Raw genomic sequence first — 19,933 nt, forward strand, 5'->3', positions numbered from 1 at the left:
CGCGTTCCCCGTAGCTTTTCGCGCCGCCCCTCGATAGGGTGACACGCGAACTTCGCTCGGAGGAACCGATGGCCGTCCCCAACCGCAAAGCCCTGCTCGAGTGGGCGCACAACTACGTCGACCTCTGGAACGCCGGCGACAAAGAGGCCTGGACGGCGAACTGGAAGAAGGTCGGTCCCGGCGAGTTCCGCATGCTGGATCCCGTCGGTACGCCCGAGAAGGTGGGCTTCGAGCACTGCTGCCTCGACTCCTGGGGGCTCTTTCAGGACCGTGTGAAGTTCAAGTTCCACAACGACATCGTGCTCGTGAACGGCAACGAGGTGGCCTGGGTTCTCGAGAACCACATCACCACCGACGGCGACACGATGATGTCGACCAGCATCGAGACCTATCGCTTCGAGGAGAACGGTGACGTCACGATCCGCACCTACTACAAGGTGCCGGCCCGCGACGACACCGAGCTCGGCGAGATGTTCCAGACCTACCTGCCCCAGTAGGCGAGCGTCAGCCTCTCTCGAAGCGCGGCCCTCGCGCCAGCCGGATCGGACCGCGCGCCGTGGTCGGGTCGACGGGCTTGCCGTGTTGCCGCCAGACGACGCGTCCTTCGTGCGCGAGGCGCCGCGCGGCCGCGCGCACGTCGTTCATGCGCGGTCGCCAGGCATCGGGCCAGAGCGTGCGTGCCGGCTCCGACGGGCACACGGTTCCCTGGCGCGCGCCGAGCAGGGCCAGGATCGCCTGCTCGACGCGTTCGCCGCCGCCGCGGCGCGCTTCGCGCCGACAGCGCGCGCCGCAGTACCTCACCTGGGGCCAGACGCGCTGCCACTTCCGGCGCCAGCTGAAGGGGCGGCCGCAGTGGCTGCAGAGTTTCGTCTCGCCCTGTTTGCGAAGTAGATCCCGCCGGCCGCTCACACCTTCCCTCGCGAGAGCCCGCGGAGCAGCTGGTTCGCGCGCTCGAGGGTGGCGTCTCGATCGCGGAGCTTGTCCAGGCTGCGGACGGCCATCGAGGTGCGCGGGTTGCGCGCGAGCCGCTCGCGATGGCGGTCGACGAACCGCCAGTAGAGGGACGAGAGCGGGCAGGCCCGCTCGCCCGTTCGCTGCTTCGGGTCGTAGCGACACGCGCCGCAGTGATCGCTCATGCGGTTCACGTAGGCGCCACCGGCCGCATAGGGCTTCGACGCCATCCGCCCACCGTCGGCGTGGAGTCCCATCCCGATGACGTTCGGGACCATCACCCATTCGGCGGCGTCGACGTAGGAGCGCTCCATCCAGTCGAGGAACGCCTGGGGCCGCACCTCGGTCAGCAGGGCCAGGTTCGCCAGGACCATCAACCGTTCGATGTGGTGGGACCAGCCGCGCGCCCGGACACCACCCACCGCGTGCGCGACACAGCGCATCTCGGTCCGCTCCGGAGCCTCGAAGCACGGCAGCAGGGCGCGCCGTGCCTCCAGCCGATTCAGGCGGCGGTAGTCGGGCATCCACAGCCAGTAGAGGCCCCAGACGTACTCGCGCCAGCCGATCACCTGACGCAGGAATCCCTCGGCGGAAGCGATCGGGACGTCTCCGGCGCGGTAAGCCTTCTCGACCGCGTCGCAGACCTCGCGCGGATGCAGAAGCCCCAGGTTGAGCGCGGGGCTCAACAGCGCGTGGGCGAGGTGCCAGGAGCGCTCGGTCAGGGCGTCCTGGTGCGGGCCGAAGACCGGCAGGCGTTCCTTCACGAAGTGCCGCAGCTGGCCCAGGGCCTGCCGTCTCGAGGTGGCCCACCAGCCCTCGGGATCGTCGCCGAAGCCCGCATTTCCGAGGTCGTCGAGGACCTCCCGGTCGAGGTCGTCGAGCCGGGCCCGCGGCGGGGCCGGCCAGACGTCGTCGGCCGTCGCCGGCTTCCGGTTCTCGGTGTCGTAGTTCCAGCGCCCCTCGGCGGGCTCTCCATCCTCCATCAGGTAGCCCGTGCGCTCGCGCTGCCAGCGATAGAAGGTCTCCATGCGCAGGCTCTGGCGGTCGCCCGCCCAGGCCCGGAAGGCGTCGGGAGAACACAGGAACTGGTCGTTGGGCACGAGGGACACGTTCCAGTCGGCGAGCGACCTCGCCGCGCCAAATCGAGACGGCGTCATCGCGGTCACGGTGTCCGGGCGGAAGGAGCGGCGGTGTTCCTCGAGCCCGGCCCGGAAGCTCGGCGCGCGTCGGTAGTCGACTTCGAAGCCGCTCTTCTCGAGCTCCCGCGCGAACCGCCGCATCGCCGTCAGGTAGAGGTGCAGGCGTTGCCGGTGCCAGTTCCGCGCCTGGATGCGCCGGTCGCTCTCGATCAACAGGACGCGCACGTCCCCCGGACGACGCCCTCGCAGCGCACCGGTGGCCCGGTTCAGCTGATCCCCGAGCACCCAGACCGTTTCGGTGGCAGGGCTTGCCATCGGGCCGACCCTAGCCGGCGCCGATGGAATCGGGGGCCCTCAGTGAACGATGACGCGCACCGGTCGACGGAAGGTGGTGTGCACGTCGCCCGCGGCCCGCGGTTGCCACGTCGCCAGCGTGCCGCGCTGCTCGAGCCAGCGCACGAGCGCGAACCACTCGGCGTCCTGGAGTTCGATGCACCCGAGGGAGATCGGCTTCCCGAGCTCGAGGGGGTGGGCCCCGCCGTGAATCTGGATCGCGTTGTATCCGAGGGGGATCTTCCCGACACCGAGCGGGCTGTCGCTCGACGGAGCGGTGAAGGTCGCGCCCAGAGCGCGCGCGTGGGGACCCGGCGACCAGCTCGGGTTCCGGATCACCGCCGACGGCCAGAACTCTCCGGCGGGTGTCGGGTGGGACGGGGAACCGATCGCCACCTGAAGCGAGGGTCCGCGTTCGCGTGTGGCGAGGTCGGTGACCTCGAGCCGGTACTCGGAACGGTTGATCTCGACGACGACTCCCGGATCCGCGCTCGCCGTGAACAAGGCGGGAGTCAGCAGGGTCAGCAGCAGCCCATGGGGAAACATCGGTCCAGCTCCTCAGTACGTCGGAGGTCGCCTCTTCACAGAAGGCACCGCGGTGCGCGCGAAGCGCGACCGTTGCAGCAGCGCGGATGAAACTCCGACTTCAAACCAGCCTCTGTGATGAGCGGCACAGCGGAGCTCGGGCTGGAGCAAGAAGGGGAGCGAGGGGGGGAAGGTCGGCGGCGAAGCCGGCCCGCTGCAATACGCATCATCGTCCACGAAACCACCGGTTTGCAACGAAAAACCGGCGTTTCTCCGACGGTGTGACGCGAATTCGGCACGCCTCACCGACGGTGCGGCGGGTCAGGCGCGAGCGCGTTCCGTGACGAGGGCGGCCACGTCGTCGACGAGCCGACGGACCTCGGGATCGAAGAGCTCGTAGGTCAGGGCGAATCCACCGTCGGTGTGGCGGGTGACCACGCCCTCCAGCTCGAAGGGGGCGATCGGCTGCACGAAGAGGTAGAGCCGCACGCGCGTGCCGATCGGTGGCTGGACCGAGCTCTCGTCCAGCCGGGCGCCGGCGTAGGAGATCTCGGCGAGGGTGCCCGCACCCTCCTTGTCCGCCGAGATCAGGGCGTCGAAGCGGGTCCGGAAGCGCGGACTGCGACGGCGTTCCAAGAGCTCAGCCCGCGCGGCCGCCCTGGGAAACGCAGTCGCTCCGTCGCATGAAGCGGGTCCCGTTTCCGAGGCGGCACGAGACCAGGGCGTTGGGATCGCCCGCTTCGGGCTCCTGGGGTGCCGTGTTCAGGCTCTTCGCCCCAGACCACCAGGCCTGGCCCGTGGGCGGGCCCGCTTCCTCACCGTCCTGTCCAGGCGCGCCGCCAGCGGACTTGGTCGGCGCGTCGCCTTCCTTCACCGGGGTATGGGCGTCCATGATTTCGGTGCCCGCATCGAGTTCGTCGAGGACGAAGCAGCCCGAGCAGAGGCCCGCGATCAGGAGCAGGAGGCACCAGCGCATACCCCCGTATCGGCCGCCCACGAGAGCGGCCTGAACGGACGACGCGGCCGCCCCGGGGGCCCTACTCGCCGTCGGCGAAGCGCAGGGCGAAGTGGGGGCAGCTCTGGACCGCCTCGGCGAGCCGCTCCGGGGGGTCGCAAGGCGGGTCGAGCGCCTCGGCCCGGCCCTCGGCGTCCAGGCGGAAACTCGCCGGAGCCCGGAACAGGCACTCGCCGGCCCCGCGACATGCTGATCGGTCCACCGCCACGCGTCGCGCAGCGCTGGGGGTCATTCGCCCTCGTGGAGCCCGAGCACGTGCCCCACGTCGGGCGCAGTTCGGCCCTCGAGGAGCTCGTGATAGACGCGGTCGAGGTCGCCGCGTCCGCCGCGGACCACCTGCAGCGCGCGGTCCGAGAGACCCTGGAACGCCAGGAAGGCCTTGCCCACCCGCTCCTGGAGGCCCGCTGCGCCCCAGTCCTGATGCCGCTTCTGCACCTGCGTCGGCGCGAAGAAGAACTCGGGCTCCGGGCCGGGCATCCCTTCGGGCCGCTGTCCTTCCTTCCAGTGGGTCATGCCGACCACGAGGCTGTGTCGCAGCTGCGCTCCGAAGTGTCGGTGCACCTCGCCGGTGATCGATCCGTTGCCCGCCATGTCCACGTACGCGGTCGGCACGCTGGCGTCGAGGGACGAGATCTCGGGATAGGTGCACACCTGGTCGTAGCAGCCGAGCCCCTCGGTGAAGGAGCGATTGCCGGGTGACGTGAGTCCGATGACCCGGACGCTGCCACGCTGGGCCAGCTGGAAAGCCAGAGCGAAGCCGGTCTTGCTCGATGCGCTCGAGATCACCACTGCTTCCGCCCCGTGGAAGGCGGCATCACCGAGGGCGTCGTCGATCAGGAAGCCCGTCGTGAAGAGCGGGTGCAGCAGCATCTGGGCGGCCTCGCCGTCCGCCCGGTAGCCCGGATCGGCGGCGACGTCGCGGTACTGGTTGTACGTCGCCGCCATGGCCTGCCGGTGCTCCGAGCCGTCGAAGAAGCCCGTCTCCGAGACGCGCACCGGCGCGACGCGCAGGTGGGTCGACATCGGGTAGTAGCCGTAGTAGCGCCCGCCCTCCGCGAGATCCGGGCAACGCGACGCCACGACGTCGGCGAACCCCCAGACCGGGATGCGTCCCCATCCTTCGTCCGCGGGGAAGAAGCTCCAGTAGTTCAGCATGTCGCCCGCTGCGGCGTACGTGACGTTGTTCGCCGTGAGCGCGAAGTGGTCGATGCGCAGCAAGGCCTGTCCGTCGTCGAGGGCGTGGGCGTCGGCAGCGGGCTCGACGAAGCGGGTCTGGCTGTAGTCGTCGCGACGAACCCAGAAATCGCAGGGGGTGGACATCGGAAGCTCCTCTGTTGGGCGCGTTCCGACGGTGGCACGCCCCTGATACACGTGTCAAACCGCCGCCGGGCTAGGCCGGGATGACGAGGTACTCGGCGCGCGGAAAGTGCACGACGACGTCGCCAGCGCGCTCGGTCTCGCGCCGGATCGCGATCTCGTCGACGCCCGAGGGCTCCAGGCGCCCCGTCACTCCGCCCGAGCCCGGCTCTTCGGGCATCACGAACACGGCGTCGCCATAGGCGAGGCCGTCGGGGAGCGATGCCGGCTCGCCCGCGTAGGCCGCGGGTTCGGCTGCGCGCGCGATCTCGATGGCGTCGGCTGCGTCGAGCTCCTGGCGTTCCCCGTGGCCGACGGAACGCACCCGCTCCATCCACGTAGAGAGCGCCTCGTGCGGCTCGAGCACGGCAGCGGTGGCCGGGTGGAACTGCATGAACTGGAGCGTGTGAAAGGCGGCGAGGTCGGCGAGGCACAGGTTTGGGCCCATCAGGTAGGCGCGTCCGTCGTCGAGCTGACCCTCGAGACGCTCGAGGTTCTGCGCGAGCTGCAGGAGCTTCGCGGGCACGATCCCACGGATGCGTTCGATGTCGAGGCCCGGGACCATCTTCTTGCGGTCTTCGACGAAGGCCTCGTCGAACACGCCCCCCAGCCCGAAGAACACCATCACGACCATCAGAAAGCTGGCCTCGGCTTCGCGCGCGAGGCCCCACACCGATGCTGCGTCCCCGTCGGGGAAGAGGCTCGGTTCCGGGTGCAGCGCCTCCAGCGCCTGGACGCACGCCTTCGAGTCGCAATACACGTCGGCGCCCAGCTGCAGCGAGGGGGCGCGGCGGTAGCCGCCCGTCAGCTCGGTGTAGTCGGGCTTCGGCATCACCATCGGGATCTGAACCGACTGCCAACGGAGGTGCTTCACTCCGAAGACGAGTCGGATCTTCTCCGAGTAGGGGGACAGGTCGTAGTGGTGGAGGATCGGGTTGGCCATGGGCGCAGTATCGCGGAGTCCATGGCCCCCGCTACAGTCGAGGACGCGCCTTTTGGGGGTCGGTCTTGCGAATCAGCACCAAGCTGGCGGACATCACGCTCGACGCCTGGGACGGGACGCCCGTCCAGCTGGGGTCCACCTGGCGCGACGCGCCGGTCGTCCTGGTCTTCCTGCGCCACTTCGGCTGACTGTTCTGCCGTGAGCAGGTCGTGCAGTTGCGCGACGCACTCGACGACATCCATGCCCGCGGAGCCGAGCTGGTGATCGTGGGCAACGGGGCCACCCACTTCGCGCGCGCCTTCCGCAAGGAGTTCGAACTCGAAGGGCCGCTGCTGGTCGATCCCGAGCTGCGCGCGTACCGGGCGGCTGGCCTCCGACGCGGCCGGGTCGAGCTGCTGTCACCGCGGCTGCCCTTCCACGCGCTGCGCGCCCTGCGCAGCGGCTCTCGCCAAACCGCGGTCGAGGGCGATGCCTGGCAGCTCGGCGGCGTGTTCGTGCTGAGCAAGGGCGGAGACCTGCTCTTCGAGCATCGCAGCCGCGAAGCGGGAGACCACGCGGCGATCGAAGACGTGCTCGCAGCGTTGGACCCGGCAGCGCCTCCACTGGACGAAACGCCAGCCAGCGATCCCTGGTCCCGGGCCGCGGGACGCGTGCTCTCGCGGCTGGTCGACCCCACCGTGGTGGCTTCCTTCGACAGGACCGGGTTTCGCATCCACGCCCTCGATTTCGAGCCCGGTGCGCTCGATGTTTCGATGGCCGGTCGACGCTGTCTGGTGACCGGGGCGAACGCAGGCCTCGGCTACGAGACTTCCCTGGCGCTCGCGGATCTGGGAGCCGACGTCGTGCTCCTGTGTCGCAGTGCCGAGCGCGGCGAAGCCGCGGCCGAACGCATCCGCGCTGCGACGGGGAACGCGGGCGTCTCCTGCGTCGAGGTCGATCTCTCGGATCTCGCCTCGGTACGTGCGGCAGCAGCAGGCCTCTCGGAACAGCCCGTGGACGTCCTCGTGCACAACGCGGGCTCACTCTCCGACGAACCCGTGTACACGAACGAGGGCTTGGAGCAGACGCTGGCGACCCATGTGGTCGGCCCGCATCTGTTGACGCGCCTCCTGCTTCCCGCGCTGGCACGCGCGCCATTGGCGCGGGTGATCTGGGTGGCCTCGGGCGGCATGTACACCCAGCGCCTGTGTCTCGACGGGCCTCCGTTCCTGGAAGAAGCGGACGCCGAGGAGAGCTCCTTCGACGGCGTGCGCGCCTACGCTCAGGCGAAGCGCGCCCAGGTGATCCTCGCCGAGCGCTGGGCCGACGAGCTGCGGGACACGTCGGTGCGGGTGAACGCGATGCACCCGGGTTGGGCCGATACGGCCGGTGTGCGCGAGTCCTTGCCGCTCTTCCACCGCGTGACCCAGGCCATCCTGCGTACTCCTGCCGAGGGCGCCGACACGATCGTGTGGCTGGCCGCCAGCGAAGCGGCGGCGGAGCCGACGGGACGGTTCTTCTTCGACCGTCGGCCGCGCAGCACCTACTGGCTGCCCGGCACGCGGGAAACCGAATCGGATCGCGCGACCCTCTGGGAGCGTTGCGAAGCCTGGGCCGACGCAGGTCTGGCCGAATGAGCCGCGGGCTCCACTGGTTTCGCAACGATCTCCGGCTCCGCGACAACACGGCCCTCGACGCGCTGACCGCTCAGGTCGACGCCTGCGCGTTCGTCTTCGTCGTCTCCGAGGATTTCTGGCGCGCCGGTGCACGTGCGCGCACGCCGTTCCTGGCGGACTGCCTGGGACGGCTCGCCGACGATCTGGAGGCACGCGGTCACCGGCTGATCGTGCGCAGTGGCGCCCCCGAGCAGGTGCTGCCGGAACTCGCGGGCGAGGCGAAGGCTGAGTGGGTCTCCTTCAACGCGAGTGCGACTCCGATCGGTCGCAGCCGCGACGCGAGGGTGGAGCGCGCGTTCGATGCCGCTGGGGTTCGAACCCTGTCGTGTCGCGACGACGTCGTCTTCACAGCCGATCAGGTGCGCACCCAGCAGGGCGGTGCCTTCGCGGTCTACACGCCCTATCGAAACGCCTGGTGGCGGCGCTGGGAGGACGATCCCCAGTGGCCGAAGCGACGCCGCAGGCTTCCCGAACCGATCCCGGGTCGTCTGGCCAGCGAGTCGCTGCCGAAGCTTCCCGTCGTCGATGAGCGGCCCAAGCTCCCGACCGGCGGCGAAGCCGCGGCCGATCGCCGCCTCCGGCGCTTCCTCGAGGCTGCGGCGGCCCGCTACCACGAGGACCGCGATCGCCCCGACCTCGATGGGACGTCCCGGCTGTCTCCCTACCTCCGGTTCGGGGCCATTTCGGTGCGTCACTGTGTCGCGACTGGTCTGGAGGCGATGGCGTCCGAGCCTCGACTGCGACGTGGCGTCGGCAAGTGGCTCGACGAACTCGTCTGGCGCGAGTTCTACGCCGGCATCCTCGAGACCCATCCGCGCGTCGCTCGCTCGAACCATCGCCAGGAATACGATCGCCTGGTCTGGAACGACGATCCGGCCGGCTTCGAGGCCTGGTGTCGGGGACGGACCGGCTTCCCCTTCGTCGACGCGGGGATCCGCCAGCTCCGAGCCACTGGCTGGATGCACAATCGTGTGCGCATGATCGTGGCCAGCTTTCTGACCAAGGACCTGCTGATCGACTGGCGCCACGGCGAACGCTTCTTCTTCGAGTGGCTCGTCGATGGAGATCCGGCCTCGAACAACGGAGGCTGGCAGTGGGCGGCCTCGACGGGAACCGACGCCCAGCCCTACTTCCGGATCTTCAACCCGACCGCTCAGGGCAAGCGGTGGGATCCGGATGGCGACTACGTGCGCCAGTGGGTGCCCGAGCTGCGCGACCTCCCCGGTGCTTCGGTGCACGAGCCGGAGAAGCGCGACCCGCTCTTCTCGAGTTATCCGGACCCGATCGTCGACCATGCCGAGCGCCGTGCGCTCGCCCTCGAGCGCTACCGCGACGCGCGCGAGGGCGCGGCGTGAGCCCGCGCGTCGCGGCACCGGAGCGCCCCTCGGTCCCGTTGCCGATTCGGCTCGGGGTTTCGTCGTGCCTGCTCGGGCAGGAGGTCCGCTACGACGGCGGCCACAAGCGGGATCGCTACCTCACCGACGACCTCGCCGACTACTTCGAGTGGGTTCCGGTGTGTCCCGAGCTGGAAGCCGGGATGGGCGTGCCGCGTCCCGCCCTGCGGCTCCAGTCCGGTTCGGGCGAGGTGCGCCTGGTCGAGATCAAGTCCGGCGCCGACCGCACGGACGAACTCGAGCGGTTCTCGGCGAAGCGGGTGCGTGCGTTGCGGGGACTCTCGCTCTGCGGGTACCTGCTCAAGAAGGATTCGCCCAGCTGTGGCTGGACGCGCGTGAAGGTCTGGAACCCGAAGGGCATGGCCGAGCGCAAGGGGCAGGGCCTCTTCGCACGGGCTCTCTGCGAGGCGTTTCCGGGCCTTCCGGTCGAGGAAGAGGGCCGACTGCGCGACGCGGCCCTACGCGAGAACTTCATCGAGCGGGTCTTTGCCTACGCGCGCCTCAAGCAGCTCTTCACCGGCCGCTGGACCGCGGGCCGGGTGGTGGCGTTCCACACCGCCCACAAGCTCCAGCTGATGGCGCACTCGCCGGCGGCGTATCGAACGCTCGGCGCGCTCGTGGCCGAGGTGGCGAAGACGTCGCGGGCCGAGTTCCGCGACCAGTACGAGCACCTCTTCATGGAGGCGCTCGAGAAGCGCGCCACACGCGGGCGCAACGCGAACGTGTTGAACCACTGCGCCGGGTACTTCAAGAAGCGGATCGACCCCGACGCGCGCGCAGAGCTCGCCGACCTCGTCGAGGAGTACCGCCAGGGGTTCGTTCCGCTCGTCGTGCCGATCACGCTGATTCGTCATCACGCCCGCATGCACGACACCGCGTACCTGGCCGGCCAGACCTATCTCGAGCCCCACCCGAAGGAGCTGATGCTCCGCAACCACGTGTAGCGTCCCGTCCGAGTCGCTCTCGCGTGGATCCGAACGTAGGCACGGGCGCTCCCGTCTATGCTCTTCGAATGACGAGTGGCGCGGGAGAAACCGTTCGGGTGCGCTTCGCCGGTCTCGAGCTCGAGGACAGTGTCGCGCGCATCGCCGCGGCCGTGGCGCGCGACGGCGGCCGGGCGCTCCTCGTGGGGGGCGCGGTGCGGGACGCGCTCCTCGGACGCGTGGCGGAAGATGCGGACCTGGAGGTGTTCGGCCTTTCCCCCGAAGCCGTGATCGCGTGCGTCCAGCGCGTCGCGCGCGCGGATGTCGTGGGGCGTGGCTTCCCGATCCTGCGATTGCGAGGACGACCGGTCGACGTCACGGTCCCGCGGCGCGGCCGGCCTTCCGGAGATCGCGATTTCGCGTTCGGCGCCGACCCGAGCGCGCGGATCGACGACGCGCTCGCGCGTCGCGATTTCCGCATCAACGCGATGGCCTGGGACCCGCGTAGCGGGGAACTCGTCGATCCCCACCAGGGCGCCGCGGATCTACGCCGACGCCGCCTGCGCCACACCGGGGAGCGCTTCGGAGAGGATCCGCTGCGGGTGCTGCGCGGCATGCAGCTCGTCGCGCGCTTCGCCCTCACACCCGACCCGGACACGATCGCAGTGTGCCGCACGCTATCCCCGGCTGGACTCGCCGCCGAGCGGATCCGCGGCGAATGGCGGAAACTGCTGTTGCAGGGCGAACAGCTCGGAGCGGGCCTGGCCTTCCTCCACGACGCGCATTGGCTGGGCGCCTTTCCCGAGCTCGCGGCGCTGGTCGGCTGCGCGCAGGATCCGACCTGGCATCCGGAGGGCGATGTCTGGGTCCACACGGGTCACTGCCTCGATGCGTTCGCCGAGGCGCGCCTGGGGAACCCGGAAGAAGACTGGATCGTGGGTCTCGCAGTGCTGTGTCACGACCTCGGCAAGCCCGAGACCACCCGCGAACGCGACGGTCGCTTGAGGTCCTACGGCCACGACGCGCGCGGCGTCGAGCGAACGCGCAGCTTCCTCACCCGATTCGCTCCGGAGCCCGCGCTGCTCGATGCCGTCGAGCCCCTGGTCGCGCACCACCTGGCGCCGGCCCAGCTCTACCGCGACCGCGCGCGGGTAGGCGACGCGGCGATCCGACGTCTGGCACGTCGGGTGGGACGGATCGACCGCCTGGTCCGGGTGGCCCGGGCCGACCACGCGGGTCGCCCGCCGCTTCCGCCCGACTTCCCCGCCGGAGACTGGTTGCTCGCTCGTGCGAGCCGGCTCGGTGTCGAGGAGGCGCCTCCGCTGCGCCTCGTCCTCGGGCGCGATCTGCTGCCGCTCGGGATCGAGGGGCGGAGGCTGGGTCGCTGGCTCGCCGCCTGCTACGAAGCCCAGCTCGCCGGCGCCTTCGACTCGACCGAGGCCGGCGTGGCCTGGGTGCAGGCCCGAAACCCGGACGGAGAGCCCCCCGAAACGCCCGAAGAGGCCTGAAAACGCCCGACAGGTCCGCTTGCGGGCGCCAGGGCGGTTACCTAGGCTCCGCGCCGAGAGGTCATAGCGGGCCGTCGCGGCGACACCTTTCCTCGCCATCTTTCTTCGTCCCCTAGAGAATTTTGCCTTTCCTGATCGCGTCCATGCGGCCGGTCAGTCGATGGCTCCGAAGCCCCCCGCTCGGACGATCCGAGCAAAGCTTCAGGGCCCAGCGCCCGCGTTCCACCGGGAACCCGGGCAACAGGACGAACGAGTGAGCAAGAGGCTGTACGTCGGAAATATTCCCTTTACCTGCACCGAAGAGGATTTGCAGGACACCTTCGGTCGCTTCGGCGCCGTGGACTCGGTGGCAGTGATCACCGACCGTGAGACCGGCCGCCCGCGGGGCTTCGCCTTCGTGGAGATGGCCGAGCAGAGCGCCGGCGAAGAGGCGATCCGCGCCCTCGACGGGAGCGACCTCGGTGGTCGCAGCATCGGGGTGACCGACGCCCAGAGCCGCGGCTAGCGCCGATTCCAGACTCCAGGGCGGGGGGGGGTTCCGCCCCGGCCGCTTCTTTTGCACCGCCAGCACCAGGAGACAACCCCATGGCCACCAAATCGCGACAGGGATTCTTGAAGCGCCAGCGCGAGCGAGAAAAGCTCGAGAAGGCCGAGCGCAAGCGCGAAGACCGCGCCATGCGACGCGAAGAGGGCGGCGGGGGTTCTCAGGTGGCGTCCGCGGACGACCTGGCGGGCTACGGCCTCGTCGAAGAGCCCACCGGCGAGCCCGAATAGGGCCCGAATCCGAAGGGGGCCCGAACGGCGCGCCCTTCGCGAGCAGATCGTTCCCCGACGCTCAAACGCGTCGGACGACCACGCTCCCGATCGAGTAGCCCGCCCCGAACGAGCACAATACACCGAGATCGCCCGACGCGAGATCGTCCCGATAGCGGTGGAAGGCGATCACCGAGCCCGCTGAGCTCGTATTCGCGAACTCGTCGAGAATGACCGGTGCTTCGTCCGCCTCCGCCGGGCGTCCCAGCACCGCCTTCGCGATGAACTGGTTCATCGACAGGTTCGCCTGGTGGAGCCACATCCGGCGGACATCCTGGGGGTCGAGCCCCAGGTCCCCGAGCTGGGTGGTGATCTGCTCTGCGACCATCGGGCAGACCTCGCGGAAGACCTTCCGTCCGTTCTGTCGGAAGACCAGTTCGAAGGCGTCGCGCGGCTCGTCTTCGCAGCGGTTCATGAAACCGAAGTCGTTGCGGATGTTGTTCGAGAACTGGGTGCGCAGACGCGTGTCGAGGATCTCGAAGGGAGCGGCGGCGCGGGCAGCGTCGGCCGGTTCGATCACCGCCGCCGTGCACGCATCGCCGAAGATGAAGTGGTAGTCGCGCAGCTCGAAGTTGTTGTGGGCCGACGTGAGTTCCGGATTCACGACCACCGCGCAGCGCGCGTTGCCCCGGGCGACCGCGTCCACCGCGGCCTGGATCCCGAAGGTCGCCGAGGAGCAGGCGACGTTGAGATCGTAGGCCCAGCCCGACGCGCCGAGCGCATGCTGGACCTCGATGGCCACGGCCGGGTACGCGCGCTGTAGGTTCGAACACGCGACCAGCACCGCATCGACTTCGTCGGGTCGGCGCCCGGCCTGGTCGAGCGCCTGCTCGATGGCGGCGACGGCGATCTCGCACTGGATGGAGGGCTCGTTCTCGGTGCGGGTGGGCAGGTGAGGGCGCAGGCGCTCCGGGTCGAGGACTCCCTCTTTGTCGATCACGTAGCGCTGCTCGACACCCGAGGCCTTCACGATGAAGCGCTCGCTCGGGAGGTCGCGCTCCTCGAGGGTGCCGGCCTCGATCTCCGCCTTGTGCTCGAGGTTCCAGCGCTCGACGGCCTGGCTGAGCGAAGCCACCAACTCGGCGTTCGAGATCGCCTCGTCCGGCACCCAGAGCCCGGTTCCGGAGATCACGCAATCGGCCATCCGAATTCCCTCCCCCAGCGGGCCTGACCCCGCGTCACGCGCAGCGTAGCGCGCGTTGGAGGAGGGCCCCGGTTCGCTCGTAAGGCCCTGAAAGATTAGGGCTTTTCCAGTATTCGAAGATTTTTCTCAAGGAATTCGAAGTCGCGCCGAAACGCTCCTTCACGGGTCACACGAACGTGATCCCCCACAGGAGAATCCCCGATGGCCATCCGCCCCTTCGTATTCGGCGCCCGACTTCGAGACAAGGGACGCACCGTGCGCGTCCGCAGCCAGGAGAAGAATCCCAAGCGCTACGTGGTCGAGGACTCGGCGAAGGGCCGCCCGACCCGACGGCGCGACCATCCGAGCCTGCAGGGCGCGCTGCGTGATGCGGCGCGCAGCTGGCGTGGTCGCCTGAACTAGAAGCAGTCTCATCAACCCCTCCCGTCGCCTGGCACCCGCCTTCGACCCGATCTCTGTGTTGGAAAATTCGCCGTACCGCTCGGTACGCTTGCGATTTCGCGCCTTGATCTCGGGCCGAATTCGAGCACCGGGCTCGGTCCAGGGTTAATGAGACTGCTTCTAGCGCCCTCGCGCGGAGCGGCGCCGAGGGACTCCACCGCAGCAGTCGCGGGTCAGGAAGTCCAGCAGGCGCTGCATCTCCGCGAACTCCGGGCGGTAGATGCGCGAACGGCCGACGCGTTCGCAGGCCACCAGGCCGGCCGCCCGCAGCTCCTTCAGATGGAAGGAAAGGGTCGCCGAGGGGATCTCGAGGTGTTCGCTGATCTCCCCCGCGGCCAGCCCGTCCGGCCCCGCCTCGACGAGCAAACGAAACACGTCGAGCCGGGTCTCCTGAGCGAGCGCCGCCAACGCCGTCACGGCCTGGGTCGTTTCCATCCTTCCAGCGTTCTAGAGAGGTCGACGGCTGTCAAGTCGCGGCCCCGGGCTCGCGCTTTCGTCGGGGTTGCCGCACGCTTCGGATTCCGGTGCAAGAGTGATTCCGGAGCAAGGAGGCCGCTCGTGAAGGACATCCTCGGCTACGCCGGGACCCGCTGTGTCGTCGTGGGCGCGGCGTCCGGTATGGGCGACGCCTGTGCGCGTACGCTGGTGGACATGGGGGCCGAGGTGATCGCCCTCGACATCGCGCCGATCACGGCCCCGGTAAAGCAATCGATCGAGGTCGATCTCGCGGATCCGGCGTCGATCGAAGCCGCGGTAGCGAAGATCGACGGCGAGATTCCAAAGCTCTTCGTGTGCGCCGGTGTCCCCGGGCCGCCGCGCTGGGACGCCCAGCAGACGATGGTCGTCAACTTCGTCGGCGTCCGAGCGATCACCGAAGCGCTCCTTCCTCAGGTGCCGCGCGGTGGTGCCGTCGCGTTGATCTCTTCGGTGGCCGGGATCGGCTACGCGAAGCAGCTCGAGAAGCTGAACGAGCTCTGCGCGACGCCGGACTTCGCCGCAGCGAAGGCCTGGTGCGAGGCCAACCCCGACGTGGCCACCGGGTATCTGGGATCGAAGCAGGCGCTGATCGTCTACACGAAGCGGCGCGCGTCGGAGCTCGTCGCCCGCGAAGTACGGATGAACTGTCTACTTCCGGCGCCGACCGACACCCAGATGCTCCCGACCTTCCACGGCCAGGCGGGCGGACAAGAGAACCTGGAGAAGTTCTTCCACGCGCCGATCGGCCGGAACGCGTCGCCCGAGGAGATGGCCGAGCCCCTGATCCTCTTGAACAGCGACGCGGCCCGGTTCTTGAGCGGCCACGATCTTCAGGTCGACTACGGCTACTGCGGCGAGGTCGACGTCGGCATCCGCCCGGGCCTGCTCTGAGCACAGCCTCCGAAGAAGAAGCCGTCGCTCTTGCCGTCGAACCCGAGGCCGACGGGGTCGGCGTCGCGTTCTGGGCGGCGCTGGCAGCGGTGACCGTCCTCGCTGCGTCGCCGCTGTGGTTCACGGCGCTGCCTCCGCTCCAGGACTACGCCTACCACCTGGCTCAGGTCGAGATCCTCGAGGCCGACGCCGCGGCCTTTCCCGCCTTCGAACGGGACCTCGGCTTCCGTCCCTATGCGGCCTTCTATGCGCTGACGAGTGCGCTGTCGGGGGTCCTCCCGGTCGAGACCGCGGGGCGCCTGGTGGTGACGCTCTACTTCGTGCTCCTCGCCGGAGTGCTCGCCGCCTGGGCCGTCGAAGCGCGTCGGCCGCTCTGGCCCGGCCTCGCGCTCCTGCCCTTCGCCGCGATCCAACCGACCTACGTCCTAGGGTTCCTCAACTACCAGCTCGCGATGCCGTTCCTGCTGGGAGGCCTCTGGGTATGGCCCCGCTTCGCGCGCCGCCCCAGCGTCGCAACGGCTTCCGTGCTCGCCGCCTGCATCGTCGGCCTCTTCACCACCCATCCGTTCAGCTACCTGGTCTTCCTGGGGTTCGCGGGGCTGCGACTCGTCTGGGAGGCCGACCTGCGCGCGCGCGTGGCCGGGTGGGGCGCCTGGACGCTCGCGACCGCGATCTTCGCCGCCTGGTTCCTGGCGGCAGACGGCGGTCAGGGGGCGTCCGGGCCCGAGGGGGTGCAGTGGCTCGGCGTTGCCGAGAGCCTCCGCATCCTCGCGCTGCCGTTCCTCGGGATGCACGCGGACCGGATCGATCCCGTCGTGGCGACGCTCTGGTGGGTGTGGTTCACGGGGCTCGCCTGGCTGTGGTGGCGCGCTCCCGAGCGGGTGTCCGACGAGGCGCGCTACTTCGCGCTCGCCTGTGCGATCGCCACGCTCGCGACGCTCGTCTTCCCTTTCCGGATGGGCCACTACAGCTACATCAACGCGCGGATGCCCGGCGTCGCCATGCTGTGTCTCGCGATGGCGATCGCGCCACTACGCGTGCCACGCCCCTGGGCAGCGGCACATGTGCTGCTGCTCTGCGCTGCGCTTGGCGTGGCGGTGGCCCAGCAGCGGCGGGTCGGTGAGGCGATGGACGAGGTGCTGCCGCTCCTCGAGCAGGTACCGCGCGACGCCGCGCTGCTTCCCCTCGTCTTCGATCCGTACAGCGACGAACTCGACCCCCGGCTCTTCGCGCCCTTCCTCCACATCCACCACGCGGTCCACGTGCTGCAGGGTGGGGGCGTTACGCCGTACTTCTTTCCGCACCCGCTGGCTCCCGTCCGGTACGCGGAGGGGCAGCCTCCGCTCGCGCCACCCCAGTACCGCCCGGGTCGTTTCGAACTCGCTCGCCACGCAGGCTACGACCACTGGCTGTTGCGCAGTCCGCCACCGCGGGCGTGGTCCGCACTGTCTCGGTCCGGAACCGAGATCGCGCGCTCGGGGGACTGGGTCCTGCTGCGGCGCGAACCCTCAGCCGCGCCGGCGGAACAGTCGCCAACCCCGCCGTCCGGTTCCTAGCTCGTCGAAGGCCGCATGGGCCTCGAGCTGGGCGGCCAGCCGCCCGGCACCGGGCATGTGCAGGCGTACCAGCACGAGGCGTGCTCCGTCGAAGGCGTTCGCGACGAGCCGGTCCGGGTTGGGGGAACGCCCTGCGTAGAGGCGACGGTAGGCCTCGAAGCGCTCGGGGGATCCGTCGAGCAGGAAGAGCAGGTTCATGCCCGCGACGTAGCGGTTGCGGTCGTTGTAGAAGAAGAGGGCGGGGAACGCGCCCCAGGGCGCGACCACGACCTCGTCGGGTTCACTGTGCTCGGCGATCGTGGCGGCAAGCGACGCGTAGGCCGCTGGCGGGTCGAGGGGCACTTCGTCGGTGTAGGTGTGCCAGGCGTTCCAGCCTGCGAAGCCCAACAGACCCAGCGCGAGCGCAGCCGTCGCGATGCCCGGGAACGGTCGGTAGCGGTGGACCAGGATCGGGAGCGCCAACATCGAAGCGACGCCGAACAGGTGCAGCAGCTTCGAGCCCGAGAGCGCGCTGTAGCCGAGCAGCGCGAAGCAGACCGCCGCGATCCCGAGGTCGCGCATGGTCATGCCGCCGCGACGCAGTTGCAGCGCCGCGAACGCCGCCCACACCACGATCGGTGCGAGGGCGAGGCGCAACCATTCGGCGGCGGGCAACGTGGCCCACTCGGAGCCGAGCTGGGCTCCCGCGACGAGGTCGCTCGGGCGGGCGTAGCTGCTCAGGAGTTCGCGCCCCATGTGCTGGACGAAGCTCCAGGGTTCGGGGCGCATCACGCTGCCCAGCGCGAATGCGAAGCCGGCAGCGGCCACGAGCGCCCAACCCTCGCGCTCGCGCCACCGTCCCGCGAAGACCACGAACAACACGCTCAAGCCGGGCAAGAGGATCGTGCCGACGTACGCGTAGGCCGCGAGCAGGGTGACGAGGAACACGCCGCGCGCACTCTCGCGCCAGAGGCAATGGAGGAACCAGGGGAAGAGCACGAAGAAGAGCGCGCCGCCCTTCAGCGTGCCGAGGTACAGCGTCACCAGCGGCGTGCCGAGCGTCATCACCGCCGTCCACAGGCCGGCCGACGGCACCTGCCAGCGTCGCAGAATCGCGTAGACGCTGAACACGAAGGCGAGTGCGAAGCCGGTGCCGGAGAGGCGCAGCACGGTCTCGGGTTGTGCGAGTCCGTGCAGGGGGGCCATCAGCGCATGGAACGCGACGTAGGCGTTCGGGAAGTCGCGCAGCGTCGTGAAGGGCAACCAGGGAAACGCGTCGATCCAGCCGCGCTCCCAGAGGAGCTGAGCGCATTTCACGTGGTAGTAGGAGTCGGGGTTCGGCAGGAAGCCCGGGCGCGAGAAGGTCGCCACGATCCAGGCGACCGGCGCCAACAGGAAGAGCGGGTCGAGGCGGCGCAACAGGCCCACGACCGGGGCGTCCGCCTCGGCCCCCACACCCTGCTTTCCCACCGACACGGCCGCAGCTTACCCCGAAGCGCCGGCGTCGGCCGAGGCTTCGGCGGCTGTTTGCTGCGAGGCGACCGCGTCGAGGGCCCAGAAGACGAACAGCGTCAGCAGCGGGCTGAGCGGGAGCAGGTAGCGGAAGTAGAAGGCCGCGAGGAGGTAGGGCAGCAGGAAGGAGCCGTAGAGCACGACCGCGCACACTTGCAGGCGTGTCAGGCGCCCGCGACGCAACGCGAGCACGATCAGGAGCCCCACGCAGGGGAGTGCCATCACCAGGCTGGTGATCGGCGGCTGGTTCCCCTCGTAGCGTGGTCGGTAGGGCTTGTAGAAGAGCGTGGCCGCCTTGAACCGGTTCAGCGCCTTCGACGCGACCGTTCCCGGCTCCGCGCGAAAGGCTTCACCGAAGCGCTCCGCGTAGAGGTCGATGAAGGCGGGCTCACCGAGCCGGCGGTACTCGTGGTTGGCGTCCCGGCGCGCCGCGATGACCGGATGGCGCAGCAGGAAAGGCTCGTCGTAGACGCCGTCTGGGCTCACGTAGTTCGCCTGGTAGAGGTCGTAGGCCAGGTTCGACTTGACGAGCACGAGCTCACCGAACACGAGTGCGTTGCGCGCCACCCAGCCCGACACGACGGTGGCCGATACCAGCGCCGCAATCACCAGCAGACGGGGCGCCCGCCGCACGACCGCCAGGAAGAGCGTCAGGGCGCCCCAGCTCGCCCCGGCGATCGGGCTCGATAGCGCGGTGGCGCCGCCTAGGAGCCCCCAACCCGCCGCTTCCTTGTCGCTGAGATCCTGGTCCGAAAGGCGCAGCGCCCCCCACAAGATCCCATTGATCCACAGGAGCACCCACCAGATGTCGTGCGTGATCTGGAAGAACCAGGCGAAGTGGGTGGCGATCCAGACTCCGAAGAGCACGAGCGCGAGTGCCGGCGGGAGTCGGCGTCGTGTGCGGTGTGCCCATTCCCAGACCACCGCACCACTCGCCACCAGCGTCAGGTTCTTGCAGAGGACGATGAGGACGGCGACGGCGACCGGGCTCCCCGTGAGCATCAGGAGCAGGGCGAGGAACCCGGGGTAGAGCGGGGGCATCCAGGCGGTCGGACCACTCTCGACGAAGAAGGGGTCGCTGAAGCCGCGCCCGGCCACCAGCGCCTGGGCGATGCTCCAGTTCTCGGCCCCGAGATGAAGGTTGGCGTTGATGTCGACCCCGGCCAGGAAGGGCGGGAAGAAGCGCAGGCCCGCCGGTCTCTCGACCCAGAACGAGGCATTCGCGTAGAGCGAGAGCACCGCCACGAAGGCGGCGAGCCCGAGGAGGGCCGCGCGACGCGAGACGCCACTCAACGCGGTGTCTCGACACCCGGGGCGGTGGGAGACTCGGCGCAAGAGCGAGCGATCACGGACGCAGTCTACCGCTTGTGCTGAGCCC

At 69.5% G+C, this 19,933-nt stretch carries 23 protein-coding genes; 11 read left to right on the forward strand and 12 right to left on the reverse strand.

Annotated features, from left to right (window positions below; translation table 11 throughout):
- Positions 1-68: 68 nt before the first annotated feature.
- A complete protein-coding gene (locus AAF430_08630; protein MEM7410284.1) occupies positions 69-497 on the forward strand; it encodes a hypothetical protein in 429 nt (142 codons plus the stop codon).
- A gap of 7 nt (positions 498-504) precedes the next feature.
- On the opposite strand, the gene AAF430_08635 is transcribed toward AAF430_08630, so the two are convergent.
- The 8 genes from AAF430_08635 to AAF430_08670 form a co-directional block, all read right to left on the reverse strand.
- Positions 505-909, reverse strand: a complete 405-nt coding sequence (locus AAF430_08635; GenBank protein MEM7410285.1) for a DUF2256 and DUF3253 domain-containing protein — start codon at positions 907-909, stop codon at positions 505-507.
- Positions 906-2,405, reverse strand: a complete 1,500-nt coding sequence (locus AAF430_08640; protein ID MEM7410286.1) for a cryptochrome/photolyase family protein — start codon at positions 2,403-2,405, stop codon at positions 906-908. Before AAF430_08640 ends, AAF430_08635 begins: the two co-directional genes overlap by 4 nt.
- 39 nt (positions 2,406-2,444) lie before the next feature.
- Positions 2,445-2,969, reverse strand: a complete 525-nt coding sequence (locus AAF430_08645) for a L,D-transpeptidase (protein MEM7410287.1) — start codon at positions 2,967-2,969, stop codon at positions 2,445-2,447.
- A 300-nt stretch (positions 2,970-3,269) separates the two neighbouring features.
- On the reverse strand, positions 3,270-3,584 hold the full coding sequence (locus AAF430_08650) for a PilZ domain-containing protein (protein MEM7410288.1): 315 nt from the start codon (positions 3,582-3,584) through the stop codon (positions 3,270-3,272).
- Between the two features lie 4 nt (positions 3,585-3,588).
- Entirely contained in the window at positions 3,589-3,924 is a 336-nt protein-coding gene (locus AAF430_08655) for a hypothetical protein (protein MEM7410289.1), read from the reverse strand.
- A gap of 61 nt (positions 3,925-3,985) precedes the next feature.
- Positions 3,986-4,195: a ferredoxin gene (locus tag AAF430_08660; GenBank protein MEM7410290.1), complete on the reverse strand. Its 210-nt coding sequence runs from the start codon at positions 4,193-4,195 to the stop codon at positions 3,986-3,988.
- Positions 4,192-5,283, reverse strand: coding sequence for a DUF2855 family protein (locus AAF430_08665; GenBank protein ID MEM7410291.1), 1,092 nt, complete (start codon positions 5,281-5,283; stop codon positions 4,192-4,194). Before AAF430_08665 ends, AAF430_08660 begins: the two co-directional genes overlap by 4 nt.
- A 70-nt stretch (positions 5,284-5,353) precedes the next feature.
- On the reverse strand, positions 5,354-6,262 hold the full coding sequence (locus AAF430_08670; protein MEM7410292.1) for a glutathione S-transferase family protein: 909 nt from the start codon (positions 6,260-6,262) through the stop codon (positions 5,354-5,356).
- 65 nt (positions 6,263-6,327) lie between these two features.
- Here AAF430_08670 and AAF430_08675 point away from each other — a divergent pair, with 65 nt between their 5' ends.
- From AAF430_08675 to AAF430_08705, 7 genes are all read left to right on the forward strand, one after another.
- Positions 6,328-6,450, forward strand: a complete 123-nt coding sequence (locus tag AAF430_08675) for a hypothetical protein (protein MEM7410293.1) — start codon at positions 6,328-6,330, stop codon at positions 6,448-6,450.
- Between the two features lie 21 nt (positions 6,451-6,471).
- Positions 6,472-7,878, forward strand: a complete 1,407-nt coding sequence (locus tag AAF430_08680; GenBank protein ID MEM7410294.1) for an SDR family NAD(P)-dependent oxidoreductase — start codon at positions 6,472-6,474, stop codon at positions 7,876-7,878.
- Positions 7,875-9,272 (forward strand): deoxyribodipyrimidine photo-lyase, encoded by a 1,398-nt coding sequence (locus AAF430_08685; GenBank protein ID MEM7410295.1) that lies wholly within the window; start codon positions 7,875-7,877, stop codon positions 9,270-9,272. The genes AAF430_08680 and AAF430_08685 overlap by 4 nt, the downstream gene beginning before the upstream one ends.
- Positions 9,269-10,255, forward strand: coding sequence for a DUF523 and DUF1722 domain-containing protein (locus AAF430_08690; protein ID MEM7410296.1), 987 nt, complete (start codon positions 9,269-9,271; stop codon positions 10,253-10,255). The genes AAF430_08685 and AAF430_08690 overlap by 4 nt, the downstream gene beginning before the upstream one ends.
- Before the next feature lie 68 nt (positions 10,256-10,323).
- On the forward strand, positions 10,324-11,742 hold the full coding sequence (locus AAF430_08695; GenBank protein ID MEM7410297.1) for an HD domain-containing protein: 1,419 nt from the start codon (positions 10,324-10,326) through the stop codon (positions 11,740-11,742).
- Between the two features lie 253 nt (positions 11,743-11,995).
- Complete coding sequence (locus AAF430_08700; protein MEM7410298.1) at positions 11,996-12,247, forward strand: RNA-binding protein; 252 nt, start codon at positions 11,996-11,998, stop codon at positions 12,245-12,247.
- An 80-nt stretch (positions 12,248-12,327) separates the two neighbouring features.
- Positions 12,328-12,516, forward strand: a complete 189-nt coding sequence (locus tag AAF430_08705; protein ID MEM7410299.1) for a hypothetical protein — start codon at positions 12,328-12,330, stop codon at positions 12,514-12,516.
- Positions 12,517-12,577: 61 nt separating this feature from the next.
- Here AAF430_08705 and AAF430_08710 read toward each other — a convergent pair whose 3' ends face one another.
- A complete protein-coding gene (locus tag AAF430_08710) occupies positions 12,578-13,699 on the reverse strand; it encodes a beta-ketoacyl-ACP synthase III (protein MEM7410300.1) in 1,122 nt (373 codons plus the stop codon).
- 201 nt (positions 13,700-13,900) lie between these two features.
- On the opposite strand from AAF430_08710, the gene AAF430_08715 reads away from it, so the two are divergent.
- Positions 13,901-14,101, forward strand: coding sequence for a hypothetical protein (locus tag AAF430_08715; GenBank protein MEM7410301.1), 201 nt, complete (start codon positions 13,901-13,903; stop codon positions 14,099-14,101).
- Between the two features lie 159 nt (positions 14,102-14,260).
- Here AAF430_08715 and AAF430_08720 read toward each other — a convergent pair whose 3' ends face one another.
- Positions 14,261-14,575, reverse strand: a complete 315-nt coding sequence (locus AAF430_08720) for a metalloregulator ArsR/SmtB family transcription factor (protein ID MEM7410302.1) — start codon at positions 14,573-14,575, stop codon at positions 14,261-14,263.
- Positions 14,576-14,698: 123 nt separating this feature from the next.
- On the opposite strand from AAF430_08720, the gene AAF430_08725 reads away from it, so the two are divergent.
- Both AAF430_08725 and AAF430_08730 read left to right on the forward strand, forming a co-directional pair.
- A complete protein-coding gene (locus AAF430_08725; protein MEM7410303.1) occupies positions 14,699-15,508 on the forward strand; it encodes an SDR family oxidoreductase in 810 nt (269 codons plus the stop codon).
- 89 nt (positions 15,509-15,597) lie between these two features.
- Positions 15,598-17,064 carry a hypothetical protein gene (locus AAF430_08730; GenBank protein ID MEM7410304.1) on the forward strand — a complete coding sequence of 489 codons (1,467 nt, stop codon included), beginning with the start codon at positions 15,598-15,600 and terminating at the stop codon, positions 17,062-17,064.
- On the opposite strand, the gene AAF430_08735 is transcribed toward AAF430_08730, so the two are convergent.
- Both AAF430_08735 and AAF430_08740 read right to left on the reverse strand, forming a co-directional pair.
- Positions 17,017-18,519 (reverse strand): hypothetical protein, encoded by a 1,503-nt coding sequence (locus AAF430_08735; GenBank protein ID MEM7410305.1) that lies wholly within the window; start codon positions 18,517-18,519, stop codon positions 17,017-17,019. The genes AAF430_08730 and AAF430_08735 overlap by 48 nt on opposite strands.
- A gap of 9 nt (positions 18,520-18,528) precedes the next feature.
- Positions 18,529-19,848 carry a hypothetical protein gene (locus tag AAF430_08740; GenBank protein MEM7410306.1) on the reverse strand — a complete coding sequence of 440 codons (1,320 nt, stop codon included), beginning with the start codon at positions 19,846-19,848 and terminating at the stop codon, positions 18,529-18,531.
- Positions 19,849-19,933: the final 85 nt, after the last annotated feature.

The organism is Myxococcota bacterium, assembly GCA_039030075.1.
Classification (GTDB): Bacteria; Myxococcota_A; UBA9160; order UBA9160; family SMWR01; genus JAHEJV01.